This window comes from Corynebacterium crudilactis, from assembly GCF_001643015.1.
GTDB lineage: Bacteria > Actinomycetota > Actinomycetes > Mycobacteriales > Mycobacteriaceae > Corynebacterium > Corynebacterium crudilactis.
In genome coordinates this window covers 420969-446931 of sequence record NZ_CP015622.1, presented here as the reverse complement: position 1 = coordinate 446931, position 25963 = coordinate 420969, and the positions used below count along the sequence as shown (strand labels likewise).

General features: G+C 53.4%; 26 protein-coding genes and 1 pseudogene. 9 read left to right on the top strand and 18 right to left on the bottom strand.

Annotation, left to right across the window (positions count from 1 at the left end; genetic code table 11):
* Positions 1–315 precede the first annotated feature (315 nt).
* Positions 316–501, bottom strand: a pseudogene (locus tag ccrud_RS02100) (helix-hairpin-helix domain-containing protein); the annotation flags it as partial.
* Entirely contained in the window at positions 494–1600 is a 1107-nt protein-coding gene (locus tag ccrud_RS02095) for a UDP-N-acetylmuramate dehydrogenase (RefSeq protein WP_066564189.1), read from the bottom strand. The pseudogene ccrud_RS02100 and the gene ccrud_RS02095, both read right to left, overlap by 8 nt.
* Positions 1601–1624: 24 nt before the next feature.
* Between ccrud_RS02095 and ccrud_RS02090 the strand changes: the two genes are divergently transcribed.
* From ccrud_RS02090 to ccrud_RS02070, 5 genes are all read left to right on the top strand, one after another.
* On the top strand, positions 1625–2128 hold the full coding sequence (locus ccrud_RS02090) for a DUF2505 domain-containing protein (RefSeq protein ID WP_066564186.1): 504 nt from the start codon (positions 1625–1627) through the stop codon (positions 2126–2128).
* Between the two features lie 11 nt (positions 2129–2139).
* Positions 2140–2955 carry a class I SAM-dependent methyltransferase gene (locus tag ccrud_RS02085; protein ID WP_066564183.1) on the top strand — a complete coding sequence of 272 codons (816 nt, stop codon included), beginning with the start codon at positions 2140–2142 and terminating at the stop codon, positions 2953–2955.
* 113 nt (positions 2956–3068) lie between these two features.
* A complete protein-coding gene (locus tag ccrud_RS02080) occupies positions 3069–3875 on the top strand; it encodes an LmeA family phospholipid-binding protein (protein ID WP_066564180.1) in 807 nt (268 codons plus the stop codon).
* Positions 3876–4031: 156 nt separating this feature from the next.
* Positions 4032–6272, top strand: a complete 2241-nt coding sequence (locus ccrud_RS02075) for a heavy metal translocating P-type ATPase (protein WP_066564176.1) — start codon at positions 4032–4034, stop codon at positions 6270–6272.
* A complete protein-coding gene (locus ccrud_RS02070) occupies positions 6272–6556 on the top strand; it encodes a metal-sensitive transcriptional regulator (protein WP_066564172.1) in 285 nt (94 codons plus the stop codon). The genes ccrud_RS02075 and ccrud_RS02070 overlap by 1 nt, the downstream gene beginning before the upstream one ends.
* Here the strand turns inward: ccrud_RS02070 and ccrud_RS02065 are convergent.
* A complete protein-coding gene (locus ccrud_RS02065) occupies positions 6553–7392 on the bottom strand; it encodes a hypothetical protein (RefSeq protein ID WP_066564169.1) in 840 nt (279 codons plus the stop codon). The two genes, ccrud_RS02070 and ccrud_RS02065, sit on opposite strands and share 4 nt — an antisense overlap.
* Positions 7393–7710: 318 nt before the next feature.
* The gene (gene deoC / locus ccrud_RS02060) at positions 7711–8379 is read right to left on the bottom strand and encodes a deoxyribose-phosphate aldolase (RefSeq protein ID WP_066564167.1); all 669 of its coding nucleotides are present in this window, start codon (positions 8377–8379) and stop codon (positions 7711–7713) included.
* Between the two features lie 50 nt (positions 8380–8429).
* Between deoC and purU the strand changes: the two genes are divergently transcribed.
* Positions 8430–9344 (top strand): formyltetrahydrofolate deformylase, encoded by a 915-nt coding sequence (gene purU / locus ccrud_RS02055; protein ID WP_066564165.1) that lies wholly within the window; start codon positions 8430–8432, stop codon positions 9342–9344.
* Between the two features lie 73 nt (positions 9345–9417).
* Here purU and ccrud_RS02050 read toward each other — a convergent pair whose 3' ends face one another.
* The 6 genes from ccrud_RS02050 to ccrud_RS02025 all read right to left on the bottom strand — a co-directional run bounded on the left by ccrud_RS02050 (position 9418) and on the right by ccrud_RS02025 (position 15554).
* Positions 9418–10950, bottom strand: a complete 1533-nt coding sequence (locus ccrud_RS02050) for an MDR family MFS transporter (RefSeq protein WP_245670398.1) — start codon at positions 10948–10950, stop codon at positions 9418–9420.
* A 77-nt stretch (positions 10951–11027) separates the two neighbouring features.
* The gene (locus tag ccrud_RS02045) at positions 11028–12677 is read right to left on the bottom strand and encodes an MDR family MFS transporter (RefSeq protein WP_074025375.1); all 1650 of its coding nucleotides are present in this window, start codon (positions 12675–12677) and stop codon (positions 11028–11030) included.
* On the bottom strand, positions 12674–13327 hold the full coding sequence (locus tag ccrud_RS02040; RefSeq protein ID WP_066564160.1) for a TetR/AcrR family transcriptional regulator: 654 nt from the start codon (positions 13325–13327) through the stop codon (positions 12674–12676). The genes ccrud_RS02045 and ccrud_RS02040 overlap by 4 nt, the downstream gene beginning before the upstream one ends.
* 155 nt (positions 13328–13482) lie before the next feature.
* The gene (locus ccrud_RS02035) at positions 13483–13788 is read right to left on the bottom strand and encodes a DUF2516 family protein (protein ID WP_066564157.1); all 306 of its coding nucleotides are present in this window, start codon (positions 13786–13788) and stop codon (positions 13483–13485) included.
* A gap of 20 nt (positions 13789–13808) precedes the next feature.
* A complete protein-coding gene (locus tag ccrud_RS02030; protein ID WP_066564150.1) occupies positions 13809–14234 on the bottom strand; it encodes a CGLAU_01105 family protein in 426 nt (141 codons plus the stop codon).
* Positions 14235–14249: 15 nt separating this feature from the next.
* Complete coding sequence (locus ccrud_RS02025; protein ID WP_066564148.1) at positions 14250–15554, bottom strand: DUF445 domain-containing protein; 1305 nt, start codon at positions 15552–15554, stop codon at positions 14250–14252.
* Positions 15555–15625: 71 nt separating this feature from the next.
* On the opposite strand from ccrud_RS02025, the gene ccrud_RS02020 reads away from it, so the two are divergent.
* The gene (locus tag ccrud_RS02020; protein WP_066564144.1) at positions 15626–16603 is read left to right on the top strand and encodes a winged helix DNA-binding domain-containing protein; all 978 of its coding nucleotides are present in this window, start codon (positions 15626–15628) and stop codon (positions 16601–16603) included.
* A 146-nt stretch (positions 16604–16749) separates the two neighbouring features.
* Here ccrud_RS02020 and ccrud_RS02015 read toward each other — a convergent pair whose 3' ends face one another.
* From ccrud_RS02015 to ccrud_RS14850, 4 genes are all read right to left on the bottom strand, one after another.
* The gene (locus ccrud_RS02015; RefSeq protein WP_066564141.1) at positions 16750–17181 is read right to left on the bottom strand and encodes a hypothetical protein; all 432 of its coding nucleotides are present in this window, start codon (positions 17179–17181) and stop codon (positions 16750–16752) included.
* Positions 17181–17789 (bottom strand): DUF433 domain-containing protein, encoded by a 609-nt coding sequence (locus ccrud_RS02010; RefSeq protein ID WP_066564139.1) that lies wholly within the window; start codon positions 17787–17789, stop codon positions 17181–17183. Before ccrud_RS02010 ends, ccrud_RS02015 begins: the two co-directional genes overlap by 1 nt.
* Before the next feature lie 124 nt (positions 17790–17913).
* Positions 17914–18456 (bottom strand): type II toxin-antitoxin system RelE family toxin, encoded by a 543-nt coding sequence (locus tag ccrud_RS02005; protein WP_157776005.1) that lies wholly within the window; start codon positions 18454–18456, stop codon positions 17914–17916.
* Positions 18428–18769, bottom strand: coding sequence for a type II toxin-antitoxin system Phd/YefM family antitoxin (locus tag ccrud_RS14850; RefSeq protein ID WP_245670350.1), 342 nt, complete (start codon positions 18767–18769; stop codon positions 18428–18430). The genes ccrud_RS02005 and ccrud_RS14850 overlap by 29 nt, the downstream gene beginning before the upstream one ends.
* Before the next feature lie 97 nt (positions 18770–18866).
* Here ccrud_RS14850 and ccrud_RS01995 point away from each other — a divergent pair, with 97 nt between their 5' ends.
* Entirely contained in the window at positions 18867–19910 is a 1044-nt protein-coding gene (locus tag ccrud_RS01995) for a restriction endonuclease (RefSeq protein WP_066564133.1), read from the top strand.
* 100 nt (positions 19911–20010) lie between these two features.
* Here ccrud_RS01995 and ccrud_RS01990 read toward each other — a convergent pair whose 3' ends face one another.
* The 4 genes from ccrud_RS01990 to ccrud_RS01975 are packed head-to-tail and all read right to left on the bottom strand — an operon-like array spanning position 20011 to position 23951.
* Positions 20011–20340, bottom strand: a complete 330-nt coding sequence (locus ccrud_RS01990) for a hypothetical protein (RefSeq protein ID WP_066564131.1) — start codon at positions 20338–20340, stop codon at positions 20011–20013.
* 59 nt (positions 20341–20399) lie between these two features.
* Positions 20400–21149, bottom strand: a complete 750-nt coding sequence (locus ccrud_RS01985) for a succinate dehydrogenase/fumarate reductase iron-sulfur subunit (protein WP_066564130.1) — start codon at positions 21147–21149, stop codon at positions 20400–20402.
* Entirely contained in the window at positions 21149–23158 is a 2010-nt protein-coding gene (locus ccrud_RS01980; protein WP_066564122.1) for a fumarate reductase/succinate dehydrogenase flavoprotein subunit, read from the bottom strand. The genes ccrud_RS01985 and ccrud_RS01980 overlap by 1 nt, the downstream gene beginning before the upstream one ends.
* A 19-nt stretch (positions 23159–23177) precedes the next feature.
* Positions 23178–23951 (bottom strand): succinate dehydrogenase cytochrome b subunit, encoded by a 774-nt coding sequence (locus ccrud_RS01975; RefSeq protein WP_066564113.1) that lies wholly within the window; start codon positions 23949–23951, stop codon positions 23178–23180.
* Between the two features lie 494 nt (positions 23952–24445).
* Here ccrud_RS01975 and ramB point away from each other — a divergent pair, with 494 nt between their 5' ends.
* Positions 24446–25870 carry an acetate metabolism transcriptional regulator RamB gene (gene ramB / locus ccrud_RS01970; RefSeq protein ID WP_066564110.1) on the top strand — a complete coding sequence of 475 codons (1425 nt, stop codon included), beginning with the start codon at positions 24446–24448 and terminating at the stop codon, positions 25868–25870.
* Positions 25871–25963: the final 93 nt, after the last annotated feature.

Sequence of the window (25963 nt, the reverse complement as noted above, 5' to 3'; positions counted from 1 at the left end):
GTTAGGAAATTCCCCGGATTGAGTTGGCGGTTCGGGGAATTTTTGCGTTTTAAGGGGTTAGGAAACCTGGGATGGGTATTTGTATGGGTTGGGGGCTATCGAGGCTGGAGAGGCGATTCTAGAGGGCGATGTTTTGGGGCAGTTTTAGCGGCTGGGAGGATCCTGTGCAAATTCTCGTTCCGCCCCCGCCACAATCCCGTAAATCGAACGAATATTTGCATTTGAAAGCCAGTGAGATGCAAATTTTCGTTCCAAACTGCTGAAACATTCGATTCTGGAACGAGAATTTGCACCGCAGACCAGCTATGGGAACGTGAGAGACATCCCGAGCTCTTTGAGGGCCTCTTGCACCCTGTCAAGCCCAACTTTGCCCACACCATGCAGAGAAATCAAACTCTCATAGGAAACGCCATTCAAAGATTCCAACTCTGGGTAGCCTGCTGCCATCAAAGCCCTATGCAATGGAGCTGCGGTGCCGGAAACTTGGGAATAATCAGTCATCGATGCTGATCCCTATCCACACTGGCTCCGGAACTAGGGAAACCCCGAAGGACGCAAAGACGCCGTTGCGGATTTCTTTAGCTAATGCCACGAGATCAGCAGCATCCGCCTCTCCCCTATTGGTCAGCGCCAGGGTGTGCTTTGTGCTTAATGAGGCTTTTGCGCCAGCTCCAGGATGTCCCTTTTTGAAGCCTGCACGTTCAATGAGCCAGGCTGCGGAGAGTTTTTCTTTGCCTTCACCAGCTGGGAAACGGGGCATGGTTGGCTCGCCGACGGTATCGAAAACTGCGTCGGCAACTTCTGGGGTAACAATCGGGTTGGTGAAAAATGAGCCGGCGGACCAGGTGTCGTGGTCACTAGGGTCCACGACCATGCCTTTTGCACGGCGCAGTTCCAACACGGTGTCGCGCACGATACCCACTGGGCGGCGCGGGTGGTCTTCAGCCTCCGAAATTGCTAATCGACGCCCCAACTCACCAAATCGCAGCGGCGCGGACAAACCATCGGTGAGCAATTGGAGCTCAACGGCGAGCACGACGGCTCTATTAGTGAATTTCAGATTGGAATAGCGATACGACAGTTCCAAGGCAGAGGCTTCGACCCATTCCACATCGTAGGTGGCACGATCAAGAAGTTGTACGCGAGTGAGGACATCGGACACTTCCGTTCCGTATGCACCCACGTTTTGCACCGGGGTGGCGCCGGCGGAACCGGGGATGCCGGAAAGACATTCGATGCCACCGAGGCTAGCCTCCACCGAAAGTTGGACAACATCGTCCCAAACAGCGCCCGCTTCGGCGGTGAGTAAACCATCGGAGAGGTTGATGCTGACATCATCGGCTTCGATAATGACGGCCACGACGTCCAAATCTCCATCTGCCACGACGAGGTTAGACCCGCCGCCGACGATGAGGAGGGGGAGGGAGGCGTCGTCAAGCAATTTTATAGCACTGACCAGCGCTGGGATGGTCTGGCAACGCACTGCGCCGCGGGGTTTTCCACCAATATGGAGGGTGGTTAAATCGGCAAAAGTGACGTCTGAATCAAGTACGACGCCGTCGATCTCGGCAATTTCCTGGGCTAGCGATGAATCCAACACACCACTAACGGTAGTCTTAACCTCATGGCAACGCGTACAGAAAACACCATTACGATCAATCAGCCCGTCGGCAAGGTCCACGAAGCACTGACCACCGAAGCATACTGGGCCTACATTGCAGAGAACCTTTCCCCAGAAGCGGGCGAGGTCAACGAGTTCACCGCAGCTGATGGCGGCGCAAACGCAACCCTTTTTGAGGTCCTCCCACTTGAGGTCCTTCCAGAGGCAGTTCGCGCAATGATCAGCCAGGCCTTGAAGGTCAAGCGTGAGATCACCGTTCCTGCACTGACCAACAATGCAGCAATCATCACCTACAACGCTGACGTCAAGGGCACCCCTGTTGATTTCAAGGGCACCATCGCAGTCAACGGCGACGATTCCGCAACCACCTTCGAGTACAACAACGAAGTTTCCGTGAACATCCCATTCATGGGCCCTGCTATCGAGCCTAAGGTTGCAGACGCACTCGGTGGACTCTTCGAAAACGAGGGCGCCCTCACCGAAAAGTGGATCTCCGAGAACCTCTAAATCTATAAAACATGGCTGATCACGCCCACAATCTGCGCGCCTCTTTCCGCTTGGGAACAAACGGAAAACAGAAGCCAATCGGCGTGATCACCCGCGGCACCACCGGTGTGAATCGCCTCAGGCGCTTCGACCGGTGGTGCTTTCACCATTCCGAAGTACGATCGCTTCTCGACGCCTCTTCCCTGGCCTTAGATGTCGGCTACGGCGCCAGCCACACCACCACCGTAGAATGGGGCCGCTGGCTGCACCGCCTCTCCCCTGACATGCGAGTAATCGGCCTAGAGATCAACCCCGAACGCGTCCTAGAACCTCAACACGGCGTGTCCTTTGAACTCGGCGGATTCGAACTCGCCGGATACCAACCCCAACTTGTACGAGCCTTCAATGTGCTCCGTCAATACGACGTCGACCAAGTTGAAGCAGCCTGGGAAACCGTTACCTCACGATTAGCCCCCGGCGGATTATTCTTCGAAGGCACCTGCGATGAACTGGGCAAACGCTGCACCTGGATCACCCTCGATGCCACCGGCCCCAAAGAACTCACCCTCGCTTGGGACCCCTGGGGAGTATCCACCCCATCTGATGTAGCCGAAAGACTTCCCAAAATCCTGATCCACCGAAACGTGCCAGGTGAAAAAATTCATACCTTACTGACCGCTGCCGACCTGGCCTGGAACCATTCCGCCGGCTGGGAGCCCTACGGCCCCCGAGTCCGCTGGGAAAAAGCCCGAGAAATGCTCATCGACCAAGGCTGGCCCATCAAAGTATCCCGACGTCGCGTGGGCGATTGCCTACTCACGGTGCCGTGGGAAACTGTGGCGCCCTAGTTTTCTTCGGACTTGGCTGGTCCTGCCGGTCCTGCCGGTTCACAGGAAGCTTTCAGGCAATTCTTCCGGTTTAAAACCGCCCAACTCTAGCTAAATAAGGAACACTGGTAATCGTGGCTAAAACGAAAAAATCTGCATTTCCAAAAGTCCTGCTCACAATCGTGGTCATCCTGCTCCTACTCGTGCTGGTGGCCGAGTTTGGGTTGCGCTTTATGATCGGCAAACAGCTGAAGGACGAATTCCAAGCTCAGGTATCCGATCAAGGGATCACCTCCACGGAAGAACCTTCCATCAGCTTTGGTGCGAGCCCGCTACTGCTGGGTCTTGCCAAGGGAAGCATCAATGAAGTCACAATTGATACTCCAGATACGTTGTCGATTTCCAACCAAGATGGCTCCCCTGCCATCAGCGGCACCCCTGAGGCGAATGTTCAGCTCAAGGGCTTGGCTATTCGCGACACTAATAATCCAGTTGCTCAGAACTTAACTCTGACCACTTTTGCACCGGATGATTTCATCCTTGCGACTGTCCAGCAGCAAATGGCTCAGGCAGCCAGCGGAAACGGCGAATCTGCAGGACTTGCAGGACAGATCATTCAGGAACTGGTGAAAATCACCGATGTTACCTCCAATGCGGAGAACCAATCTGTCGAAGTGGAATTCACTGATGGTGCAGCGCGGGCATCTCTGCGCCCGATCGTGCTGAACGGCCAGCTGGCTTTTGAGGTTCTAGATTCTCAGCTTTTCGGTTTCGGACTCCCTGATCAGGTGTCCCAAATGCTCACCGACGGTGTGAAGGCTTCCATCGAAGAAGTTGCTGGTGGGCTGCAGATCGACAATATTGAGGTAGCTGATGGCGGCATCAATGTGACGCTGACTGGTGAAAACATCAACGTTCGCACCCTGGAGAGCGTCCAGTAGTTTTCGCTCCCAGATAACACCGCACTGCTGCTTTTCCTTGTGGATTAGTGGCAGTGCGGTTTAGTTTTTTCATCGGCCTCGCCCATGGTTGACCGATACCCCCAGGGGGTATATGGTGGGGTTTATACAGACCCCCTAGAAGGAGAGATGATCCCCATGTCTCAGACCCCCATTCCGGCGGCACTGAACTTCATTGACGTCGATCTCGGCGTAACTGGCATGACCTGTACTTCTTGCTCCGCCCGAGTTGAGCGCAAACTCAACAAACTCGATGGCGTCGAAGCAACCGTGAACTACGCAACTGAATCAGCTCAAGTCAGCTACGATCCCGAAAAAGTAGACACGGAACAGTTGATTAAAACTGTTGAAGGAGCAGGTTATGGCGCTTTTACCATGGCCACGGAAGTTCCCGAGTCAGACAGCGGCCAATCCCGCATCGATGCCGCCCGCGATGATGAAGCCTCCGATTTAAAACACCGCGTAATCATTTCAGCACTGCTTTCTATACCTGTGGTGCTGGTCAGCATGATTCCTGCGCTGCAGTTCAACAATTGGCAGTGGGCAGTTCTCACGATCGTTACCCCAATTTTCTTCTGGGGTGGCGCTCCATTCCATAAAGCAACATGGGCAAACCTAAAGCATGGTTCCTTCACCATGGACACCCTGGTTACTTTGGGCACCGCTGCTGCATACCTTTGGTCACTGTGGGCATTGTTCCTTGGAAATGCGGGGCATCCCGGCATGAAAATGGAAATGCATCTTTTCCCCTCTGGCTCCACGATGGATGAAATCTATCTGGAAACTGTCGCGGTAGTTATTACATTCCTGTTGCTCGGACGCTGGTTTGAGACGAAAGCAAAGGGCCAGTCTTCCGAAGCTCTGCGCAAACTTTTGGATATGGGCGCAAAGGATGCGGTTGTGCTGCGCAATGGTGTGGAAGTCCGCGTTCCGATTAGCCAGCTGAAATTAGGCGAGGTATTTATCACCCGTCCCGGCGAGAAAATCGCTACAGATGGTGAAGTGGTGGAAGGTTCCTCTGCTGTCGATGAATCCATGCTCACTGGCGAATCCATTCCGGTTGAAGTCACTAAAGGTGCAAAAGTTACTGGCGCAACGCTAAATACTTCTGGCCGTTTGATGGTGCAAGTAACCCGCATCGGCGCGGATACTACACTGTCGCAGATGGCTAAATTGGTGACAGATGCGCAGTCTAAAAAGGCCCCTGTCCAGCGACTTGTTGATCAAATCTCACAGGTGTTCGTCCCTGTTGTCATCGTTATTTCCATTCTGACGCTGCTCGGCCACCTCATTTTCACAGATGCAGGTCTTGCCCCCGCATTCACCGCAGCCGTGGCCGTGCTGATCATCGCCTGCCCATGTGCACTCGGCCTCGCAACTCCAACCGCACTTCTTGTCGGTACTGGCCGTGGCGCGCAACTTGGCCTGTTGATCAAGGGCCCAGAAATCCTGGAATCCACGAAAAAAGTCGACACCATCGTCCTCGATAAAACCGGCACCGTCACCTCCGGAATCATGTCCGTCACTGATGTCACCGCCATCAATTACACCGAGGCCGAAATCCTCAAGTTCGCTGCTGCCGTTGAATCCGCATCCGAGCATCCCATCGCGCAGGCAATCGCCAAGGCCAGCGACCACCCCGGCGTCAGCGATTTTCAAAACACCGCAGGTCAGGGTGTCACGGGCTGGGTAGACGGGCATGAGGTACGCGTCGGCAAGCCTTCAAGCACGCTTATCGACGCCCTCCTTCACCCTTTCCAGCACGCCCAAAAAATCGGCGGCACGCCCGTAGTCGTCACGATTGACGGCGTAGATTCCGGCGTCATCACCGTCCGCGACACCGTCAAAGATACTTCCGCCGAAGCTATCAAAGGACTCAAAGCACTAGGGCTCACCCCAATTCTTCTTACTGGCGACAACCAAGGCGCCGCGAATGCAGTAGCCACAGAAGTAGGAATTGACCAAGTCATCGCCGATGTTCTCCCCCACGAAAAAGTCGCCAAAGTGGAATCCCTCCAGGCAGAAGGCAAAAATGTAGCCATGGTTGGTGATGGCGTCAACGATGCCGCAGCCCTTGCCCAAGCAGACCTCGGACTCGCCATGGGCGCCGGCACTGACGTTGCCATCGAAGCCTCCGACATCACCCTCATGAACAACGACCTGCGCTCCGCCGTCGATGCCATCCGACTCTCCCGAAAAACCCTCGGCACCATCAAAGGAAACCTCTTCTGGGCTTTCGCATACAATGTTGCACTAATCCCAGTTGCGGCAATCGGACTACTCAACCCAATGCTCGCGGGCGTCGCCATGGCGTTCAGTTCCGTATTCGTCGTTTCTAACTCCTTGCGTCTGCGAGGATTCAAAGCAAGGAGCAACTAATGTCACACGGCTATTCTGACGATAAAAAACGCTACCTAGCCAGGCTCAAACGCATCGAAGGCCAGACTCGCGGCATTCACCGGATGATCGAAGAGGACGAATACTGCATCGATATCCTCACCCAAATTTCCGCCGCGAACTCCGCCCTCAAAAACGTGGCATTCGCACTTCTCGACGATCACCTCGCCCACTGTGTCAAAGATGCCGCCGAACTTGGTGGCGAAGACCTCGACGCAAAACTCAAAGAAGTTTCCGACGCCATCGCCCGCTTCACCAAGACTTAAAACACGATCCTCCGCACCTTCCGAGCATCCTCCGCCCGAGAAATCTGCCTCCTCAACTCCTTGAGAAACCTCCCCCACCTGGCCTGATCTCTAAGATCTGGCCAGGTCACCTCTATCACCACCCACCCCGCAGCCCGTAATTCATTCACCCGCGCACTATCCTGCGAGCGCTTCTCCGCATTCTCAAAATGCACAGCGCCCTGATACTCCAGCGCAATCCTCAGCCTAGGATTCCCCAAATCCACATAACGAGTGCCACTTTCACATCCCACTGGCATCTGCGGCTCAAACCCCAAAACTCCCGTGCGCACAAGCCTTACTCTAAGCATCGACTCTGGCCGCGATTCCGCCATCGGATTCACCAAATCAATTACTTCTTGTAATTCTTCCACCTGTTTCAAGCGGTAATAGAGCTCTTCCTCTTGTCGTACCAAATAATCCACTAAAGCAACCTGCTGCTCAATATGCATTTTAGGCAACTCATCAAGCAGCGCCCGGGATTCGCTAACGCACCGCCTCCCCTTTACTAAAAACACCTCTGGGGTTTTTCGGAGTATGACGTTTCCACAATGCACAATCAGGCTGCTGTTCTTTTTAACAACACTTATTTCCGGCACCCATTGTTCCTCCAACAATGAATAGCCTCTTAAAGATAACGCTGTAAAACCCCTAATCACACCGTTTGGAAATCTCATCAATAAGGCATCCGCTATAGCCAGTGGGTTTTGGATATGTTCATTCTTAATCCACAACGTGCCCACTACTTTTGTGTATTTAGCAGCGAATTTCCTTCTGTTTAATTCGTGTTTTACGTCTTCATATCTAACTGGCTTCATACTTGGTTAGACTGCGTTTTTCACCATTTGGTTCCCTCGCGTTTAAGGCACCTAAATCCCCAAATGACCTTATGTGTCACTCCCCTGCTACAAAGCCCTTAAAACGCCATACAAAGCGTCACTTTTTCGCCGATATTTTGAGTGCTTTTCTGCCTGTGAACTCCCTGATCAAATTCTCGTTCCATCCGCCGTCTCTACCCCAAAAATGAAACGAGTATTCGCATTATTGGCTCCCAACAATGCAAATCCTCGTTCCAAATCACTGGTGGGTTCACATTTAGAACGAAAATTTGCACCCGCGTTGAGGTCCACCCCAAACTAGGCAGGCGCACCCTCCAAAATGGCCTGTGCGTTGGAAGTTCCGATACGTGTCGCGCCCGCAGCAACAAGTGCAACAGCATCTTCCCAAGTTTTCACTCCACCGGAGGCTTTGATGCCAATTCTCCCCTTAGCTGCCGCAGCCATTACTTCAATAGCTTCCACAGTTGCTCCGCCAGCTGGGTGGAATCCTGTGGAAGTTTTTGCGTAATCAGCACCGGCAGCAATTAGCGCATTCACTGCAATCCCAATGGCCTCATCACTAACAACGGCAGTTTCTAGGATGAATTTCAGCACCACTGGATGCGGTACAGCTTCCCTAATTGCAACGATTTCCTGTAGCAGTCGGTTGGAGTCGCCTTCTTTTACTACTGCGATGTCCAAAACTACGTCTACTTCAGAGGCACCAGATTGGACTGCAAGGCGAGCTTCGGCGGCTTTCACCAAAGCGGGGGTTTTTCCGTGTGGGAATCCGGCGACAGTGGCTACTCGAATACCAGCGTCTTGGGCTTTTAGGGTGAGTCCGACCATGCTGTTGGGAACACAAATTGTGCCCACGCCTAATTCGATGGCGGAGTCGATGAAAGCGGATAGATCTGATTGGGAAACTTCAGGGCCGAGAATAGTGTAGTCAAGGATTCGGGCCATGTCTGATGGGGAAATCGTCATACTCCATACCCTACTTAGACATGGGATATTTCCAATGTAGAATGCGACGAATGACCCCGAGTTCTCCCGAAATCCGTAATCGTCCAAGCACAGCGCCTGAAGAGCGTCAGTTTGTGCTTACTTTCGGCTGTCCTGACTCCACAGGAATTGTAGCCAAGTTGTCTTCGTTCCTTGCGGAGCGTGGGGGTTGGATTACTGAGGCCGGTTATTTTACGGATCCTGATTCAAATTGGTTCTTTACTCGTCAGGCGATTCGTGCGGAATCTATTGATGCCAGCATTGAGCAGTTGCGGGAGGAGTTCGCTCCGATTGCAGAAGAGTTCGGTCCACGGGCGACGTGGAAATTCACTGATACTGCACAGGTGAAGAAGGCTGTGTTGTTGGTGTCTAAGGAGGGACACTGCTTGCATGATCTGTTGGGTCGTGTGGCGGAGAATGATTATCCGATGGAAGTTGTTGCGGTTGTGGGTAACCATGAGAATCTTCGTTATATTGCGGAGAATCATAATGTGCCGTTTTTCCATGTGCCGTTCCCTAAGGATGCGGTTGGTAAGCGGAAGGCGTTTGATCAGGTCGCTGAGATTGTGAATGGTTATGAGCCGGATGCGATTGTGTTGGCTCGTTTCATGCAGATTTTGCCGCCGGATCTTTGTGAGATGTGGTCTGGCAAGGTGTTGAATATTCACCATAGTTTCTTGCCGTCATTTATGGGTGCGCGCCCGTATCACCAGGCGTATAGCCGTGGTGTGAAGTTGATTGGTGCGACTTGCCACTATGCGACTCATGATTTGGATGATGGTCCGATCATTGAGCAGGATGTCATTCGCGTGACGCACAAGGACACTCCTTCGGAGATGCAGCGTCTTGGTCGCGATGCTGAGAAGCAGGTGCTGGCTCGCGGTTTGCGTTTCCACCTCGAGGACCGGGTGCTGGTTTACGGTAACCGCACGGTTGTCTTTGATTAAAGCTTTTTAGCTTTTCGACGCTTCCCCAAACCGAAAGAGACCAACCCGAGGGCTGGTCTCTTTTGTTATTTGTTTAGTCCGTTGTGGTCTCACGCAGTTTCTCGTGCTTGACAAACAGCAAGAGGAGCAGCGCGATAACAATCAATGGCATCATCACGTAGAACACTGGGATGAGCGCATCGTTGTATGCACTTGCGAAGGCATCATGAAGTGGTGCTGGCAGATGATTCACGATAGCTGGAGTCAGCTCGTTGGAATCAAGTCCACCTTGGGCCGCCATGGCTGCTTGTTCTTCTGGGGATAGTTCTGCCATGGCAACTGGCATCCGCTCGCCCATCAGAGTGCTCAGGTTACCCACGAACATGCCACCAACCAATGCGGATCCAAGTGAGGAACCAATCTGTCGGAAGAAGTTGTTCACAGCTGTTGCGGAACCCACGACGGCTGTTGGCAAAGTGTTTTGCACGATCAGAACCAGCACCTGCATCGCGAGACCCAGGCCAACGCCGAGGAGGAAGAGGTAGAGGCCGATCTGCCACAGTGTGGTGGATACTTCCATGCGGGCGAAGAAGATCAACGCCACGAAAGTGATCACCATGCCGATTGGTGGGAACAGCTTGTATCGACCAGTTTTGGTGATGCGGATACCTGTCCAAATGGAGGTACCCATCATGCCAACCATCATTGGGATCAGCATGTAGCCGGCTTCGGTGGCGCTGATTCCGTGGACCATCTGGAGGTATGTCGGAAGGTAGCCAATAATGCCAAACATTGCCACACCCAAAATGAGGCCTGCAATGGTGGTGACGGTGAAGTTGCGGTTCTTGAAGAATTCCATCGGAACCAGTGGGTCCTTGGCGCGGAGTTCTACAAATACCAGCAGCGCAGCAGCAATAACTGTAGCGGCGATAAGTCCGATGATGATCGGATCGCTCCACTCGTATTGGGATCCACCCCATGTGGTGAACAGGATCAGGCTGGTTGCGGCAACGATCATGAAGAAGGTGCCCAGGTAATCCCAGTGGAATTTCACGTTCTTCTTTGGAATATCCAGGAAGTAGATAGCGACACCAATAGCGATGATGCCCAGTGGAATGTTCATCCAGAATGCCCAGCGCCAGCCGGGACCTTCTGTGAACCAACCACCCAGTAGTGGTCCAAGAACTGCAGAGAGTCCGAACACGCCACCCATGACACCCATGTAGCGGCCACGTTCACGTGCGGGTACAACATCGGCGATGATCGCCTGGGATAGGATCATGAGTCCACCGCCACCGATACCTTGAACGGCACGGCCGATGATCAACCAGGTCATGTTTCCAGCAAGTCCACCGATGACGGAACCCAGCAGGAAGATACCAAGAGCTCCGATGAATAGGCCCTTGCGACCAACGAGGTCACCGAGTTTGCCGTAGATCGGCAGCATGATGGTTTCTGCCAGCAGGTATGCGGTGATGACCCACATCATGTGGTCCACGCCGCCGAGTTCACCGACGATTGTGGGCAGTGCAGTGCCAAAAATCATCTGGTCAAGGGAAGCCATCATCATGGCTACCATCAGCGCGCTGAGGATCCACCAAACTTTTTTCTGCTCTTCTGGTGTCATGGAGGAAGGGAGTTTTTCCTTCTTTGTCCGACGCTTTTTAACCTTTTCAGGCGTCGGGAGCGCAGAGTTATCTGACATTATTCGTGCGTTTCCTTGAGGTGTTCTTCGCGGATAAAAAATAGCAAGACCGCAGCGAGTACAGCGATCGGGGTGAGCACTAAGAAGATTGGGGTTAGTGCGTCGTTGTAAGAAAGTTGGATAGCTTCACGGAGTGCCTGCGGCAGGGTTTCCATGAGGTGTGGGGTGAGGTTGGATGCGCCAGAGAAGTCGGACATTGCTGCCGCGTACTGCTCGCCTTCCTTGCCCATTGAGGCCACAGCTGCTGGAACATTTTCAGTGAAACGGTCCGAAAGGTTGGAGATGAACATGCCACCGATCATTGCGGAACCAACTGCTCCACCGATTTGGCGGAAGAAGTTATTTGAACCGGTTGCGGTGCCAACCATAGTGATTGGGAAGGAGTTCTGCACGATGAGAACCAAAATTTGCATTGCACAGCCGAGACCGAAACCGAAGACGAAGAAGTAGACGCCGATGAGGTACAGGCTTGCGGATGGGGTCAGGGTGGACAGCAGGAAGAGCGCAAGCACCATGACGGTCATGCCGAAGAATGGGTACCACTTGTATTTACCGGTCTTGGATACGATATTGCCCACTGCAATGGAGGTACCGATCAGGCCGATCATCATTGGGATCAGCATGAGGCCGGCTTCGGTTGGGTTCAAGCCGTGCACCATCTGCAGGTAGGTAGGCATGTAGGACAAGGTGCCCATCATGAACAGGCCGACGCCGATACCGGCGACAGCGGTGAGCACGAAGTTGCGGTTTGCGAAAAGGCCCATCGGAACCAGCGGGTCAACAGCACGCTTTTCGACGAAAACAAACACAATCGCAGCAATAATCGTCAGGAGAATCAGACCGATAATCATCGGTGAACCCCACTCGTATTCATTACCGCCCCAGGTGACAGCCAGCACCAAAGCAGTGGTTGCAATGGACATGAAGATGCTGCCCAACCAGTCAACGGTGACCTTGCCGCGTTCGCGCTTTGGAAGTTTCAGCAAAGCAGCAATCGCAACAAGTGCAAGGATACCGATTGGCACGTTGAGCCAGAGTCCCCAGCGCCAGCCTGGACCATCAGTGAACCAGCCGCCAAGTAATGGGCCAAGAATGGAGGAAAGGCCGAATACGGAACCCATCACACCCATGTACTTTGCGCGTTCGCGGGCGGTGGTGACATCGGCGGTAATTGCCTGAGACAGAATCATCAGACCGCCGCCGGCAACACCTTGCAGTGCGCGAGCCACGATCAAGGTGTTCATGTTCTGTGCGAGTGCACCAATGATGGAGCCCACCACGAAGAGTGCAATGGCAAACATGAACAGGTACTTGCGGCCGAACTGGTCGCCCAGCTTGCCGAAGATTGGCAAAGAAATTGTCTGACCCAGCAGGAAGGCTGTAATTACCCAGGTCATGTGGTTAACGCCGCCGAGTTCACCAACGATTGTTGGCAGGGCGGAACCGAAGATGGTCTGCCCCAGGGAGCTGAGAAGCATCGCCAGCATGAGGGCGCCGATGATTAGACCGACACGACCATTGGTCTTTTCTTCAATGGCTTCTTCAGTTGCTGCTGCGCCATAAGGTGCGGACGTGTGAGCGGAAGGTGCTCCGCTCTTTGAAATTGTGGTTACCGGACGTTCGTCCTCCGGTTTAAAATCTGAACTCATTGTGGTGCTCCACCTTTAAGAAGAAAAATATTGTTTAGTGCTTTTTGGCAGCAGTCACGGAAATCGTTTTGATCGGCTCCGGGCTTTTCATGCCACTCGCGTGAACCTTGGAACATCGAGGTGATCAGCACGCCGATGATGGCGATGGCTTCAACTTTTGGAGGATCATCCAAACGTTGGGAGTTAGGCCAGCGAACGAAATAGTCACTGAGTAGTTCTTCGAGTTCTGCGCGGGCTTGGTGGAATGTGGCAAAGTGCTGCAGCGCCAATTGGGGGTGCCTGCTGCGGATTTCTTTTCGTCTCCGCAAAATAACACCGGCAATCCCTGCGGTGGAACTGTCATGGTTACCAAAAAGTTTAACGACGAGATCGAAGGCAGTTTCTAAAACATCTTCGTGCTGTGTGGAGAGGAAATCTTCTCGCTCTTGTTCCTCGGGAAACCTCACGGAACGTCCGATGGCAGCGATTTCTTTAGACTCCACATAGTTGAAGAAGGTTCTCTTAGAGATTCCCGCTTCGGCACAGATGTCTTCGACTGTGACATTGTCAAAACCGCGCTCCAAAATGAGCCGGGTCGCGTTGTCTTCGATCGCTTCCAGGGTCTTTTGGCGCTTAATTTCCCTTAATGAGGGCTGCTCTTCAATATCCACTCAAGTAAACCTAGTGCAAACTTACACCGAGTGCAATATTGCACTGAGTGAAATTAAAGGCTCAAAACACCACCAATGCGGTAGCTCACAATCACATGAGGGACGAAAAAATCCCCCTACAAAAAGTAGGAGGATTTATGCACTTCAACGGGTTTTTACCAACCGCCAGCACCTTCAAGGATGCCCTTGATTTGTGGACGAACATCGAACCAATAAAGGCCAATCATGATGATCGCAACCCACGGAAGGATTGGAACTGTAGGGCCGAGCACAGTGAGAACAAATCCGGAAGCGACAAGCATGGCCACCCAGATCATCTTCTTCTGGCGATCAGCCACTTCAAAGGCATCTTCCCTGGTGGTGGCTGCAAAGAAGGCGCCAACGAAGCCAAAGATGCCGATTAGTCCAAAGATGGCCCAGATGGCGTAATTGGTCATGATGCTGAGCATGGAGATATCCATGGGATAAAAAACCGACTTCCTTAATTCTGCGGAGGAATTACTTCACCATCGATGATATCCTCATCGCCTGGTTCTGCGGAATCTTTCTTTGCTTTGCGCTTTTCTAGGGTGTCATCGAACTTGTCGCGGGAGGCTTCCACGGCTGATCCGAAAGCTGATTTCACATCGTTTTTATCGGCGTCATTGACTGCGCCTTTGACGCTGCTGGCGGCATCTTTGATGATGGAACCTGCATCACGAGCCAATTCTTTACCAGCCTCGACATAAGAGCCGGACTTTACTTGATCGACGGCTTCGGAGGCTTCTGCTTTGAGTTTGCTGAAGGTGTCGTTGTCGGAGAGTTCATCACGAACATTTTTGGCCACTTTGCCAACGGCTTCGCCGAGTTCGGAGGCTGCGTTGCCCCACTTGGACAGAATGGAATCGTCTTTAGAATGGTCAGACATGGTTGTTACTCCTAGTTAGGCGCCAAAGAGCAGATGAGAAATAGTGTAAATGACAAGTCCGGCTAGTGCACCCACAATTGTGCCATTGAGGCGGATGTATTGGAGGTCTTTGCCCACCATGAGTTCGATTTTCTCGGAGGCCTCTTCCGCGTCCCAGCGTTCGATGGTTTCGGAGATGATGCTGGTGACTTCCGGAGCATAGTTATCCGCGAGGAAGGCTGCAGCGCCGGTAATGCGGGTGTCAAGGGATTGTCGGAGGGAGGCGTCGTCAAGCAATTTTTGACCCCAACTCGTGGCGGCTTCGGCGATTTTGCGGCGCAGAATTGATGCCTCGTCAGTGGCGGAATCGATGAGCGACTCGGACGCGGACGCCCAGATCGTCGGTGCTGCCTGCGCAATTGCGCCGGAGCCCATGATATCGCGCTTGATTTCTTCGACTTTTGTGATCATATCGCCGTCATATTGCAGGTCCTGCGCCAATTTGTTGAGGAAGCGGCGCAGCGATTGGCGGGCTTCGTGGTTTTCATCGGCGGCGACGGCCTCGGTAAATTTGACCACTTCATCATAAACCTTGCCGCTGACCAGCTGCGCGGTGAATTTCGGCGCCCAAATCGGGCGGCGCTCATTGAGCAGACGATCAATCAGCGGCTCAGAGGTGAGCGCTTTTTTATGCAACCAGTGCGCCAATTCCTGCACGATCGGCTCAGCCTTGCCCTCTGCGAGGAGTTGTTCCAGCAAACGGCCAGCTGGCGGGCCCCAAATTGGTTCGGCGATTTTATCGATCACCGCGGAGTTGATCACCGCTTCCGCATCTTTTGGATCAATCGCGCGGATAATATTGGCGGTCAGTTTACCCACTTCTTTGGACACTTTTTCGCCGTTCTCCGGCTGCGCCAACCACTCGCCCACCCGCTCCGGGATCTGCGCCTGCGAGACTTTTTCAGTAATGAGCTGGGCATTTAAGAAATTATCTCCCACAAATCCGCTCAGTGCTTCACCCAGCTGGTCTTTTTTGCGGGGAATAATGGCGGTGTGCGGAATGGGCAGGCGCAGCGGGTGCCGAAACAGCGCGGTCACAGCGAACCAGTCAGCCAAACCACCGATCATGCCGGCTTCTGCAGCCGCGCGCACAAAACCAACCCACGCCCCGGTATCGCCCTGGCGGGTTTCCACGAAACGGCAGGCAAAATAAACTACGGCCGCAAAAATCAGCAAGCCTGTAGCAATCGCTTTATGCTTGCGTAATTCTTTGCGCCGCTGCGCTTCCATTTCTGGAGATCCTCCCGGAATACCTCCCGGAACGGTTTCATGTTTTCCCATGTTCTCCATTATGTACGCAGGGGGCGACACGGGGGCACACGGTTGCTAATAATCAGGGTATTTTAGGGGTTATGCCTGCACTTTCACTAGATCGTCTCCGTGCGCTGCGCCTCATTGCGCAGCTTCTTGCGCCGTCGCAGGCGCTTAAATTCAAGGCCGAGGCCACCTCTGTGGATGTGGCCAAACATATGCTGGCCAGCCAGGCGCAGCAACGCGGTTCGGCGATCATCGCGCTTGATACGCGTGCGCATACCGCCAACGCGCGGGCGGCCGTCGAAAACTCCTTGCTCATCCGCAGCTGGACGCAGCGCGGTACCCACCAAATCCTGGCGGCCGAAGACGTCCGCTGGATGACACTGCTGTGCTCCCCACGCATCGTTGCAGCCTCCACCAAGCGTCGCTCAAGCCTCTCGCTTGACGACGCCGCCGTCCAGCGCGCCCGCGACGCCCTGGTCACGGCCGCCGAAAAATCCCCAGTTTCCAGAACCCAGGCCTATGAACTTTTCCGCTCAGTGGATGTGGATCCCGGCGAATACCGAGGCCAACATCTCCTGCGACACTTCGGGGGCGAAGGCGATATCGTGCAAGGTCCACCTGTTGGGAATGAAGATTGTTTTGTTCTTCTCGATAGCATCTGTCCCCTCTCGCTGGCGCTGCGCGGCGAAGAGGCCCTGATAGAAATGACGAGGCGTTATTTTCATTCCCGCGGCGCAGCCACTGTGAAAGACCTCGTGTGGTGGACTGGCCTGACTGTGCGTGATGTGAAAAAGGGTATCGCCTTGGTAGCAGCTGAAGGATCTATCCAAGCAGTTACAGGACCCAAGGGGGAAGAAATGTGGATCCCTACCTGGGCTGTCGATGTCACCGACGCAGAAGTTGCAGCTGCGCTGGCACCAGAGCTCATACTCCCCGCCTTTGATGAATATTTACTGTCTTATACCGACCGCAGCCATGTGATGGATCGGGAGCATCTATTCAGCATCGGCCCGGGTAAAAACGGTGTGTTTAAACCATTCAAAGTTATCCAGGGCGAGGCGCTGCCGGTTTAGTTCAGGAAGCTCGAACGGCTGGCATAAACCACGCTGAAATTCCCTAAAAAGCTTCACTTGTATCATCCAGGGTGATACAAGTGAAGCAAAAGGGTGATACATCCAAGACAAAGCGCTGCCAGTTTAGTGCTGACAGAACTCATCAACTATAAAAGTTGCGGAAATTCTTTCTCGGCCTGGAGCTTAATAGACCCAGGTCGAAGGAGAATGGCTGTTGGAGAAGTCGCAGATTCAAATACAGGTAAGGCATAACGCATATTTGAGAGCAAGGAATTCGTCTGTGCCCATTTGCCCTCTTTGCCCCGAGCTTTTAAGACTTGAGGCACACCTAACCAGTGCAAACCAGCTTGTCTACAAGCTTTCCGTTCATTCAATCGATCTTGACCTGTTATTTGTCTAATATCTCCAGTTATCAAAACATCGATGCCTTGCCTTTTAGCTTCTGTAAATAAGCTCAAGTCATCGATGCCTGCTTTGTAATTTCCCATCACAACATGATCAAAGAAATGCCCCCGATACATTTGGCTCAGGTATCCAAGCGAATTAGCGGGGAAATTCTCATCGATCAGGAAATTCATTAAGCGGCACCATAAACAACTGAGTCAAATTTTCCGACGTTCTTTAAATCAACTGCTCGCAGAGCTGGATAGAACTCCCGAATTTCTTCTTCGGAGGTATCTGGGTCACGAAGTAATTCTGTTAAGGCGTCAGTAGGAATTCTTGAGCCTTCCACTCTCGGTGCACCTCCCAGTGTTCCGGCATCAACTTCGATTCCTGGCGCTGGATTAAGGAGATCAGGAACGACTTCACCCTTAAAATTGTTGAATGCTTGGTAGACATCTTCAAAGCTAATAAATTCCCATTGACCTGATTGTTGATCAATATCCATCCAGCTATCTCCATCTTTTACCCTGATTGATTTCCCATCAAAGGCAAAACGATATTCAGATAAGTGCTCCGTGAATTCATTCTCTTCAAGATTTCTTAGTACCGCAGAAATCCGCTGCAAAGAGAGTTCTGCTCGAAATTTTGCGATAACTCTTAGTGCAACCACATCACGGAACGAGTACAGCATGGGTCGTGCTTCATTAATTTCGGGGACAAGGATTCCTTTCTTTGACCATCCGCGAAGCTGTGATTCAGTCACTCCTGTGAGGTACTGAGTCATATAAAGATCAAAGGCCATCCTTGTCACCTCCTTTTGGTTAAAAGCTACTTAATGTATGAATGATCCTACCCCTGTGGTAGATCGAGAGCATCTATTCAGCATCGAAATAGTTCGTTCAAACAATTTCACGTCAATTGCTTGGTTAGCTCCAATGCTTTGCCAACAGCTGCTGTGCTTCGTCTTGAGTCAATCGGGCGATCTCCGGCAAAGATAAATTGAGATTTACTTGAAGAGCTTCGATGAGCCATTGCGGTAATTTAACTATTTGTTCCGGCTCCGGAAGAACTTTGCTCTCACCAATCGAACTGCTCAATCTGTCCATCACAGATTGAAGGGTTCGAATATCTGGAGAATCAGATTTTCCTAAAGACTCCACACGGCGCATGAGTTCTTTGTAAATCTCACTGTTTGATCTTGTCCTAATTGCCCATACTTCGGCTATTTCTAAAATTGGCTGAAAGGATTCATCAACAGTTTTCCTCCAGGAAATTCGGTATGCCCGGTTGCCTACCGTGAGCTTGCGGAATCCCACCAAAGTGCCCAAAAGCGGCTCCCCCGCATCGGGTGAGTATTGCAAGAGAAGCATCTTCTTCAGAACTTCACGAACTATCTGTGGATCTTTCTTAGCAAGCCGAAGGAGATCTTTTTCTGCTTCCCTAGTTAATCTCACCCGAGCGCGTGGCATCACCATCAAGGTTCTCGCTTTCCAATTCAGATGCTAATTCTGCTTCGAGTTCTTCACGGTCAAATCCCAAGGAATTGATCACCACATCTAAATCAGTTCGGTAGCCATCATCTGCGATGAACCGTGACATCACGAGCAGCGCTTCCAAAAGGTCTTCTTGGCTTTTACGTAGCCGATCAATTTCGAGTGTAGAAATGAGCTCTGCAACAACATGACCATGCCGTGCGATTGCCACTGATTCACCAGCTTCAGCCGCTGATACCAACCCCGAAATGCCAGTCCGGGAAGCTTCTGTAATTCCCATTGTTTTCATAACTGAGATTCTACATAGAATTCTATATAGATCTACCCCCTTGAAGGAGGCTACGTTTTCTCGCTGCCGACCAAAGCGAACGCTAAGGTGAAATCTCATGACAGTACAAATGTGGGGAATCCATAATGACAGGCTTAGTCATGAATTGATTAGCGAGGGCTTCATCAGCATTGGGTGGGACGATGTCTCCTCACTTGCTTCGATCCCGAATGATCGTGAAGCAATTAAGCGGATCCTCAGCGTTGCGGATCCCGAGAGCAAGCCGCGCAGTATTTCTAGTCAGGCAGGTGTAATTTATCGATTCGCGCACGTTATTGCTGCCCAAGATATTGTGGTTGCCCCAGACAAATCCACCAGCACCATCAACATTGGAGTGGTCACAGGTGATTACTATTACGATGCTTCCGCAAGCAGCCATAAGCACAGGCGTCCAGTTCAGTGGAGAAAAATTAATGTTCCCCGCGCAGTGTTCTCCCAAGCAGCGCTCTATACGTTGGGATCTATGCTGACGCTTTTTCAGATCAATCGAAACACTGATGAGTTTTTGACGGTTCTGAATAGCACGACTGATGACGCTGATGAAATCGCCGAGACCATAGATATTCTGCGTGCTCCACTGGAAAATAATGATCCGGAAGATGAGCAAGAACCAGAGCAGCCTCGAGCAACGACAATTATGCGCTATACCCGTGACTTCATCTTGGAGGTATTGTCCAGTCGTATTTCTCCTCGCGAATTTGAGGAGCTCTCCGCTGCCCTACTTCGAGCAATTGGATACCAAGCGCGAGTAACGCAGTATTTCCAAGATGGTGGCATCGATGTTATTGCGCACAAGGATCCGCTTGGAATTGAACCACCGCAGATTAAAGTGCAGTGCAAGCAAAAGATGTCCACCATTGGATCTCCGGAGGTTAATCAGCTCATCGGCACTTTGAGCAATGGGGAATTGTGTCTATTTTTCACGCTTGGTGGATATAGTACGGCTGCCAGAAGTATTGAACGACTGCAATCTGGGCTTCGATTACTCACTGGTGAAGACATTGTGGATCTGATCATCGATAACTACGACAACTTGTCTGAGCATTGGAAACGCATCATTCCGTTGTCACCTGTGCTCGTTGTGGCGGATGAAACCAAGTAGCACCCCTAAAAAATAACACCCTCTTATCCACCGAAGTGGATAAGAGGGTGTTATTGGAGGTGCTCCAAAAATCCTTTAAGGAAGTGGGCTGGCCACAGAATTACTGTGTACGGCCGGTTTCCTTAACGTAACGGTTGTAAGGTGCACGTCCCTTGATGATCAGGACGGTGCCAATGATCAGGCCGACAACACCGAATACAGCACCGATGATGCTGTAGGTTACCCAGTGTTCTTGCTGCTGGCCGACGCTGTTGGAAGCTACTGCAAAGAGCACTGCTCCAACGCCTGCGAGTGCAGCCAGGAGGAAGCCCATGCCCATCCAGGTTGCGCTGCGCTCGAGGGAGGAATGTGGAGAGTTGTACGCCACGGGTACATATCCCTTGATGTAGTGCATACGCTCCGGGGCGGAATTCTTATTCGCGGAGGACATGGTGTTCACTCGTCTTTCTGGTTTAGCTGTCTTTGGCCGTTACTTGCTTGGATTAAAGACTAGTCGTCTTTGCCTCGGAAAGCTGCACGCGCACGTTCCTTAGTGACAGCTGCAACAGCGGTCAGTGGGATACCTGCTGGGCAGACGTCTGCGCACTCGCCGTAGAGGGAGCAGTGTCCGAAGTTGGTTTCCATTTCATCAACCATCTTACGTGCACGCAGTCCGCGCTCTTCCTTGCCCAGTGGGAGTAGGGAGAGGTGAACAAGCTTTGCGCCGGTGAACAGGTGTGCTGCGCCGTTAGGGCAAGCAGCGACACATGCTCCACAGCCGATGCAGGCTGCGTGGTCAAGTGCGAGTTCAGCGGTTTCGTGGTTGACGTGAAGGGTATCAGCGTCAGGTGCGGTACCTGCGTTGATGGTCACGTAGCCACCCTGTTCCATGACGCGGTCCAGTGCGGAACGGTCAACGACCATGTCCTTGATCACTGGGTATGCGGCGGAACGCAGTGGTTCGATCTTGAGGGTGTCGCCTTCTTTGTAGCTGACCAGGCGCTGCGCACAGGCAGGCTTGTTCTGGTCGGCGCCGTGAGGGCGGCCGTTCACGAGGAGGCCACAAGTACCACAGATGCCTTCGCGGCAGTCAGACGCGAATGCGAATGGTTCTTTACCTGCTTCGATGAACTTATTGTTTACGTGGTCAAGCAGTTCCAGAATGGACATCTGCGCGACGGCGTCGTCAACCTGTACGGTTTCGAACTTGCCTTCTGCAGTTGGGCCTGCTTGACGCCAGATCTCAAGTGTAAGTTTCATTACTTGTAGTTCCTTGTCTGCAGTGGGATGGACTCGAAGAACAGTGGTTCTGCGTGGCGGACGAAGGTTCCGTTTGCGCCTGGCTCCCATGCGGAAACGAAGCACCAGTTTGCGTCGTCGCGTTCTGCTTCGCCGTCTTCGGAGAGGTGGTCGTCACGGAAGTGAGCGCCACAGGACTCGTCGCGGTCGAGAGCATCAACGCACATGAGCTCGCCAAGGTCGATGTAGTCAGCAACGCGTGCTGCGTACTCGAGAACCTGGTTCATCTCATCTGGGGTGCCGGTGATGCGCATGTTCTTCCAGAAGTCCTCGCGGAGTGCACGGATCTTGTTGATGCCGTCCTGGAGGTCTTCTACGTTACGTGCAACGCCACAGGAGAAGTACAAGATATCGCCGAGCTGGCGGTGGTAGTAATCAGGTCCGTGTGGGTTGTCGCCGCGGATGTTCATCAGCTTGTCGATGCGTGCCTTTGCGCGGTCAATCGCTGCAACTGCTTCTGGTGCATCCTCGGACAGACGCTCAACACCAAGCAATGGGCCGAGGTAGTTAGGGATGGTGAATGGCAGGGTGAACCAGCCATCGACGGAAGCGGAAAGCAGGGAGTTAGCGCCCAGACGGTTTGCACCGTGGTAGGTCCAAGATGCTTCACCTGCGCAGAACAGACCTGGGATGGACGTCATTTCGTTGAAGTCGGTCCAGAGGCCACCCATGGTGAAGTGGCAGGTCGGTGCAATACGCATTGGGGTGGAGTATGGATCCTCGCCAATTGCCTCTTCGTACATGGTGAAGAGGTTGGAGTAACGCTCGCGGATGGTGTCCTGTCCGAGGCGCTCGGTGGCGTCACGGAAGTCCAGGTATGCGGCGTTGCTCAGAGGTCCGACACCGAGACCAGCGTTGATCTGCTGAGAGATCGCACGGGAAGCAACGTCACGTGGGACGAGGTTGCCGAATGCTGGGTAGCGGCGCTCGAGGAAGTAATCGCGCTCTTCATCAGGGATGCTGTTTGGATCGCGATCGTCACCTTCCTTCTTTGGTGACCAGATGCGGCCGTCGTTACGGAGCGACTCAGACATCAGAATGGTCTTGGACTGCCAGGTGGAGTTCACAGGCAGGCCGGTTGGGTGGAACTGAATGAAGGAAGGAGACGCGAAGAATGCGCCTGCTTCGTATGCACGCATGATGGACGAGGCGTTGGAGTTCTTCGCCAGGGTCGACATGTGGTACACGTTGCCGTAGCCACCGGTTGCCAAGATAACAGCGTGTCCGGTGTGTGCGGTCAGTTCGCCGGTAATCAGGTTACGCATGATCAGGCCTTCGCAGCGCTTTTCACCGTTACGCTCGGTGACGATGACGTCAACCATTTCGTTGTGGGTGAAGATTTCTACGGAGCCCAAGTGAATCTGGCGCTGTAGTGCGGATGCGGTGGACAGCTGTAGCTGCTGTCCGGTTTGTCCACGGGTGTAGTAGGTACGGGAGACCTGTACACCACCGAAGGAACGGGTTGCCAAAGCTCCACCGTATTCGCGAGCGAATGGTGCGCCGATGGCGTTCATGTGGTCGATGACGCGAACGGACTCGATGGCTAGACGCCAGCAGTCGGACTCGCGGCAGCGGTAGTCGCCACCCTTGACGGTGTCCTTAACGTGGCGGTATGCGCCGTCGTTATCTACCTTCTTGCCGCGGGCGGAGTTAACGCCACCCTGTGCAGCAATGGAGTGCGCACGGCGAGGTGCGTCGTGGTAGGTGAACGCCTTGACGTCGTAGCCGAGCTCGCCGAGTGCTGCTGCTGCAGCGCCACCGGATAGACCGGTACCAACGACGAGAACGCGGAACTTACGACGGTTCAGTGGGGAGACCAAGTTCATGTGGTCTTTTTGGTATTCCCACATATCTTTAGAGGGAACACCTGCTGGTTCAGCAGCGTCAAGGACCGTACCAGCCGAAACCTCTGGGAGGACGGAAACTGGGTGGATGAACTCTGGGCGGGTTGTTTCAGAGTGTGTGCTCATTAATTCTTCCTACCTTTACCTAAGCGATCCAGCCGAGCGCGATAGCGAAAGGAATGGTGATGTTGCCGATCAGAACCAGTGCAGGAACGATGTACGCGACGGCGAGCAGGATTGACCTCCAGCGACGTCCGGTGATTCCCAGGTCAGATACTGCAAGCCAGATGCCGTGTGACAGGTGAACGAACAGAACCAGGTTGGCAATGATGTACCAAATTGCTACAGGCCAGCGGCTAAATGATGCCACCATGTTTGCATACACTTCGCCATGCTCGAATGAGGTTGCGGCTGCAGGTGCAACACCAACGGTCAAGTCGAGGATGTGGAAGATAATGAACGCAAGCAAAACGAGTCCGGTAACCAGCATGGAGCGGGTTGCGAAAGAGTTGAAGCCACCAATGAGGTTGGTGCGACGGAACTTTCCGCGGGACTGGTTGGAACGGCCGGTCAGGGCAAATGCACAGTAGATGTGCAGAACCAATGCAACCAGCAGGATGATACGAAGAATCCACAAGACGGAACCGTGTGGCAGGATCGGGGAACCGATCTCGCGCAGGAACTCGCCGTAAACATCAACTTGTGGCTCACCCGGATGCGCAGAATTGGCTGCGTAGTCCGGCATGAAGATCTTCAGGTTTCCGATCATGTGAACAAGTACGAAGCCGCCGAAGATTAGGCCAGTAATGGCCATGGTCAGCTTCATTGCCCAGGTCGGGTATGCGGGACGCTCACGCAGCGCCTCCGTCGTGATTTTTCCGTGACGGATAGCCTCACGGTCGGGATTTCTAACAGTCATGGCACCTCCAGTGTCGTAGTCACCTTACTTCCCAGATGATCGCATTCACTAGTTATACGGCCCTCCCCCACTCGCACCAATTAGCGTTCCCATACACTTTCAGGCCAATTATTAGGGTAGCCTTGCTTTGTCACTACAAGACACCTATCGAATCAACTATGATCTACCTGCGAAAACGTGAGTCGCCCCCAACATTAAAAAGCCAAGGTGAGCTTGCTCACAAGCTGCGTTTACCCAAGCCCACTAACCCCGTTTGGTATCAACCAAAAAGTTTAGACGCAAAGTATTCTCCCACCACAGACAGGCTTTGTGCAGGTGACATACAATTCCAAACACCTGCACCGTAGGTGCCTAAATAGTTCCCGACAGCGTGTGGCCAGACCACCTTGCCACCTACGGGTGGCGGGCGACGTCGAAAAGCGAAAATCCACAACTTTGCAACACCAAATTGCCAACATTGGCTAAGGTGATGGCCATCACGCTATAGTCTTCTCATGGGAAAGACATATGTGGGGTCCAGGCTGCGCCAACTGCGCCGGGAAAGAGACCTGAGCCAGGCGTCATTGGCAGCAACGCTGGGCTTATCTGCTAGTTATGTGAATCAGATCGAGCACGACGTGCGGCCACTCACCGTGCCAGTTTTGCTCCGCATCACCGAGGCGTTCGGCGTGGACGCAACATTTTTCTCCCGCGACGATGATTCCCGCCTGCTCGCCGAAGTCCAGGACGTGATGCTGGACCGCGAGATCAACCCGGCAACCGTGGAGCTGCAAGAACTTTCGGAGATGGTGTACAACCACCCGCAGCTGGCGCGCGCCATGGTGGAAATGCATCAGCGCTACCGAAATGTGCGCGATAAGCTGTCCATCGCGGTGGATAATCGCACCAATACGCCTGAGGAACGCCGCCCAATTGCGGAAGCGGTAAGCATGCCGCATGAAGAGGTCCGCGATTTCATTTATGCGCGCCAGAACTATTTCGATGCGCTCGATCGCCGCGCCGAAGCCATCGCCGCGCAACTGGGCTGGCAGCCGTACGATTCGCGTGCCATGGAAGATTCGATCGCCCGCCGCCTGCAAATGGATCACGATGTCACCATCACCACCTCCAAAGAGGAATCCGGGACGCTGCACCACTTTGACCCGGAAACGCGCCTGCTCACCGTCCACGCACGCCTAAACCCCGGACAAAAAGCTTTCCGCATGGCCACCGAACTGGGCTACCTGGAAGCCAATGACCTCATCGAAGGCATTGTTGATGACGGCATCTGGTCTACGCCTGAAGCCCGCACCCTCGCCATCCGCGGCGTGGCCTCCTACTTCGCCGCCGCTGTGATGCTGCCGTACAAGATCTTCCACGCCGAGGCTGAGAAATCCGGCTACGATATCGAGTTCTTAGGCCAGCTATTCGGCGTGGGCTATGAAACCACCGCGCACCGCCTATCCACCCTGCAGCGCCCCAACCTCCGCGGCATTCCATTCACCTTCGTGCGCGTGGACCGCGCCGGCAATATGTCCAAGCGTCAATCCGCCACCGGCTTCCACTTCACCCACTACGGCGGCACCTGCCCCCTGTGGAATGTGTTTGAAACCTTCACCAACCCCGGCCAGGTGCTGCGCCAATTCGCGCAAATGCCTGATGGCCGCAACTACCTGTGGATCTCACGCACCGTGCGACACCACGAGGCACGGTTCGGTGAAGTGGACAAGATGTTTGCCATCGGCCTGGGCTGCGAAGCCCGCCACGCCGATCGCACCATCTACTCCCGCGGTTTCAACCTCCAGGACCTTTCCACAGCCACCCCGATCGGGTCCGGCTGCCGCGTGTGCACCCGCGAAAACTGCGCGCAGCGCGCATTCCCATCCGTCCACGGCCGCATCAACATCGACGCCCACGAATCGACGATCGCGCCTTACTAGATTGCTTATCGACGCTCGCCTACATGGCGCCTGGTTGCGGCGGTAGGGGGGGAGCAAGGTTGCTGGGCCTTGCGGGCTGCTTGTCGACGTTTC

Bases quoted from the DNA above. Each gene is read 5' to 3' on its own strand.
- ccrud_RS14850 (WP_245670350.1), bottom strand. From the start codon at position 18,769: ATGAAAACAATGGGAATTACAGAAGCTTCCCGGACTGGCATTTCGGGG.
- ramB (WP_066564110.1), top strand. From the start codon at position 24,446: ATGGGAAAGACATATGTGGGGTCCAGGCTGCGCCAACTGCGCCGGGAA.
- ccrud_RS02035 (WP_066564157.1), bottom strand. From the start codon at position 13,788: ATGGATATCTCCATGCTCAGCATCATGACCAATTACGCCATCTGGGCC.
- ccrud_RS01975 (WP_066564113.1), bottom strand. From the start codon at position 23,951: ATGACTGTTAGAAATCCCGACCGTGAGGCTATCCGTCACGGAAAAATC.
- ccrud_RS02090 (WP_066564186.1), top strand. From the start codon at position 1,625: ATGGCAACGCGTACAGAAAACACCATTACGATCAATCAGCCCGTCGGC.
- ccrud_RS02020 (WP_066564144.1), top strand. From the start codon at position 15,626: ATGCCTGCACTTTCACTAGATCGTCTCCGTGCGCTGCGCCTCATTGCG.
- ccrud_RS02030 (WP_066564150.1), bottom strand. From the start codon at position 14,234: ATGTCTGACCATTCTAAAGACGATTCCATTCTGTCCAAGTGGGGCAAC.
- ccrud_RS02010 (WP_066564139.1), bottom strand. From the start codon at position 17,789: ATGGCCTTTGATCTTTATATGACTCAGTACCTCACAGGAGTGACTGAA.
- purU (WP_066564165.1), top strand. From the start codon at position 8,430: ATGACCCCGAGTTCTCCCGAAATCCGTAATCGTCCAAGCACAGCGCCT.
- ccrud_RS02070 (WP_066564172.1), top strand. From the start codon at position 6,272: ATGTCACACGGCTATTCTGACGATAAAAAACGCTACCTAGCCAGGCTC.
- ccrud_RS01995 (WP_066564133.1), top strand. From the start codon at position 18,867: ATGACAGTACAAATGTGGGGAATCCATAATGACAGGCTTAGTCATGAA.
- ccrud_RS02045 (WP_074025375.1), bottom strand. From the start codon at position 12,677: ATGAGTTCAGATTTTAAACCGGAGGACGAACGTCCGGTAACCACAATT.
- ccrud_RS02005 (WP_157776005.1), bottom strand. From the start codon at position 18,456: ATGCCACGCGCTCGGGTGAGATTAACTAGGGAAGCAGAAAAAGATCTC.
- ccrud_RS02015 (WP_066564141.1), bottom strand. From the start codon at position 17,181: ATGAATTTCCTGATCGATGAGAATTTCCCCGCTAATTCGCTTGGATAC.
- ccrud_RS01985 (WP_066564130.1), bottom strand. From the start codon at position 21,149: ATGAAACTTACACTTGAGATCTGGCGTCAAGCAGGCCCAACTGCAGAA.
- ccrud_RS02075 (WP_066564176.1), top strand. From the start codon at position 4,032: ATGTCTCAGACCCCCATTCCGGCGGCACTGAACTTCATTGACGTCGAT.
- ccrud_RS02025 (WP_066564148.1), bottom strand. From the start codon at position 15,554: ATGGGAAAACATGAAACCGTTCCGGGAGGTATTCCGGGAGGATCTCCA.
- ccrud_RS02050 (WP_245670398.1), bottom strand. From the start codon at position 10,950: ATGACACCAGAAGAGCAGAAAAAAGTTTGGTGGATCCTCAGCGCGCTG.
- ccrud_RS01980 (WP_066564122.1), bottom strand. From the start codon at position 23,158: ATGAGCACACACTCTGAAACAACCCGCCCAGAGTTCATCCACCCAGTT.
- ccrud_RS02065 (WP_066564169.1), bottom strand. From the start codon at position 7,392: ATGAAGCCAGTTAGATATGAAGACGTAAAACACGAATTAAACAGAAGG.
- ccrud_RS02085 (WP_066564183.1), top strand. From the start codon at position 2,140: ATGGCTGATCACGCCCACAATCTGCGCGCCTCTTTCCGCTTGGGAACA.
- deoC (WP_066564167.1), bottom strand. From the start codon at position 8,379: ATGACGATTTCCCCATCAGACATGGCCCGAATCCTTGACTACACTATT.
- ccrud_RS01990 (WP_066564131.1), bottom strand. From the start codon at position 20,340: ATGTCCTCCGCGAATAAGAATTCCGCCCCGGAGCGTATGCACTACATC.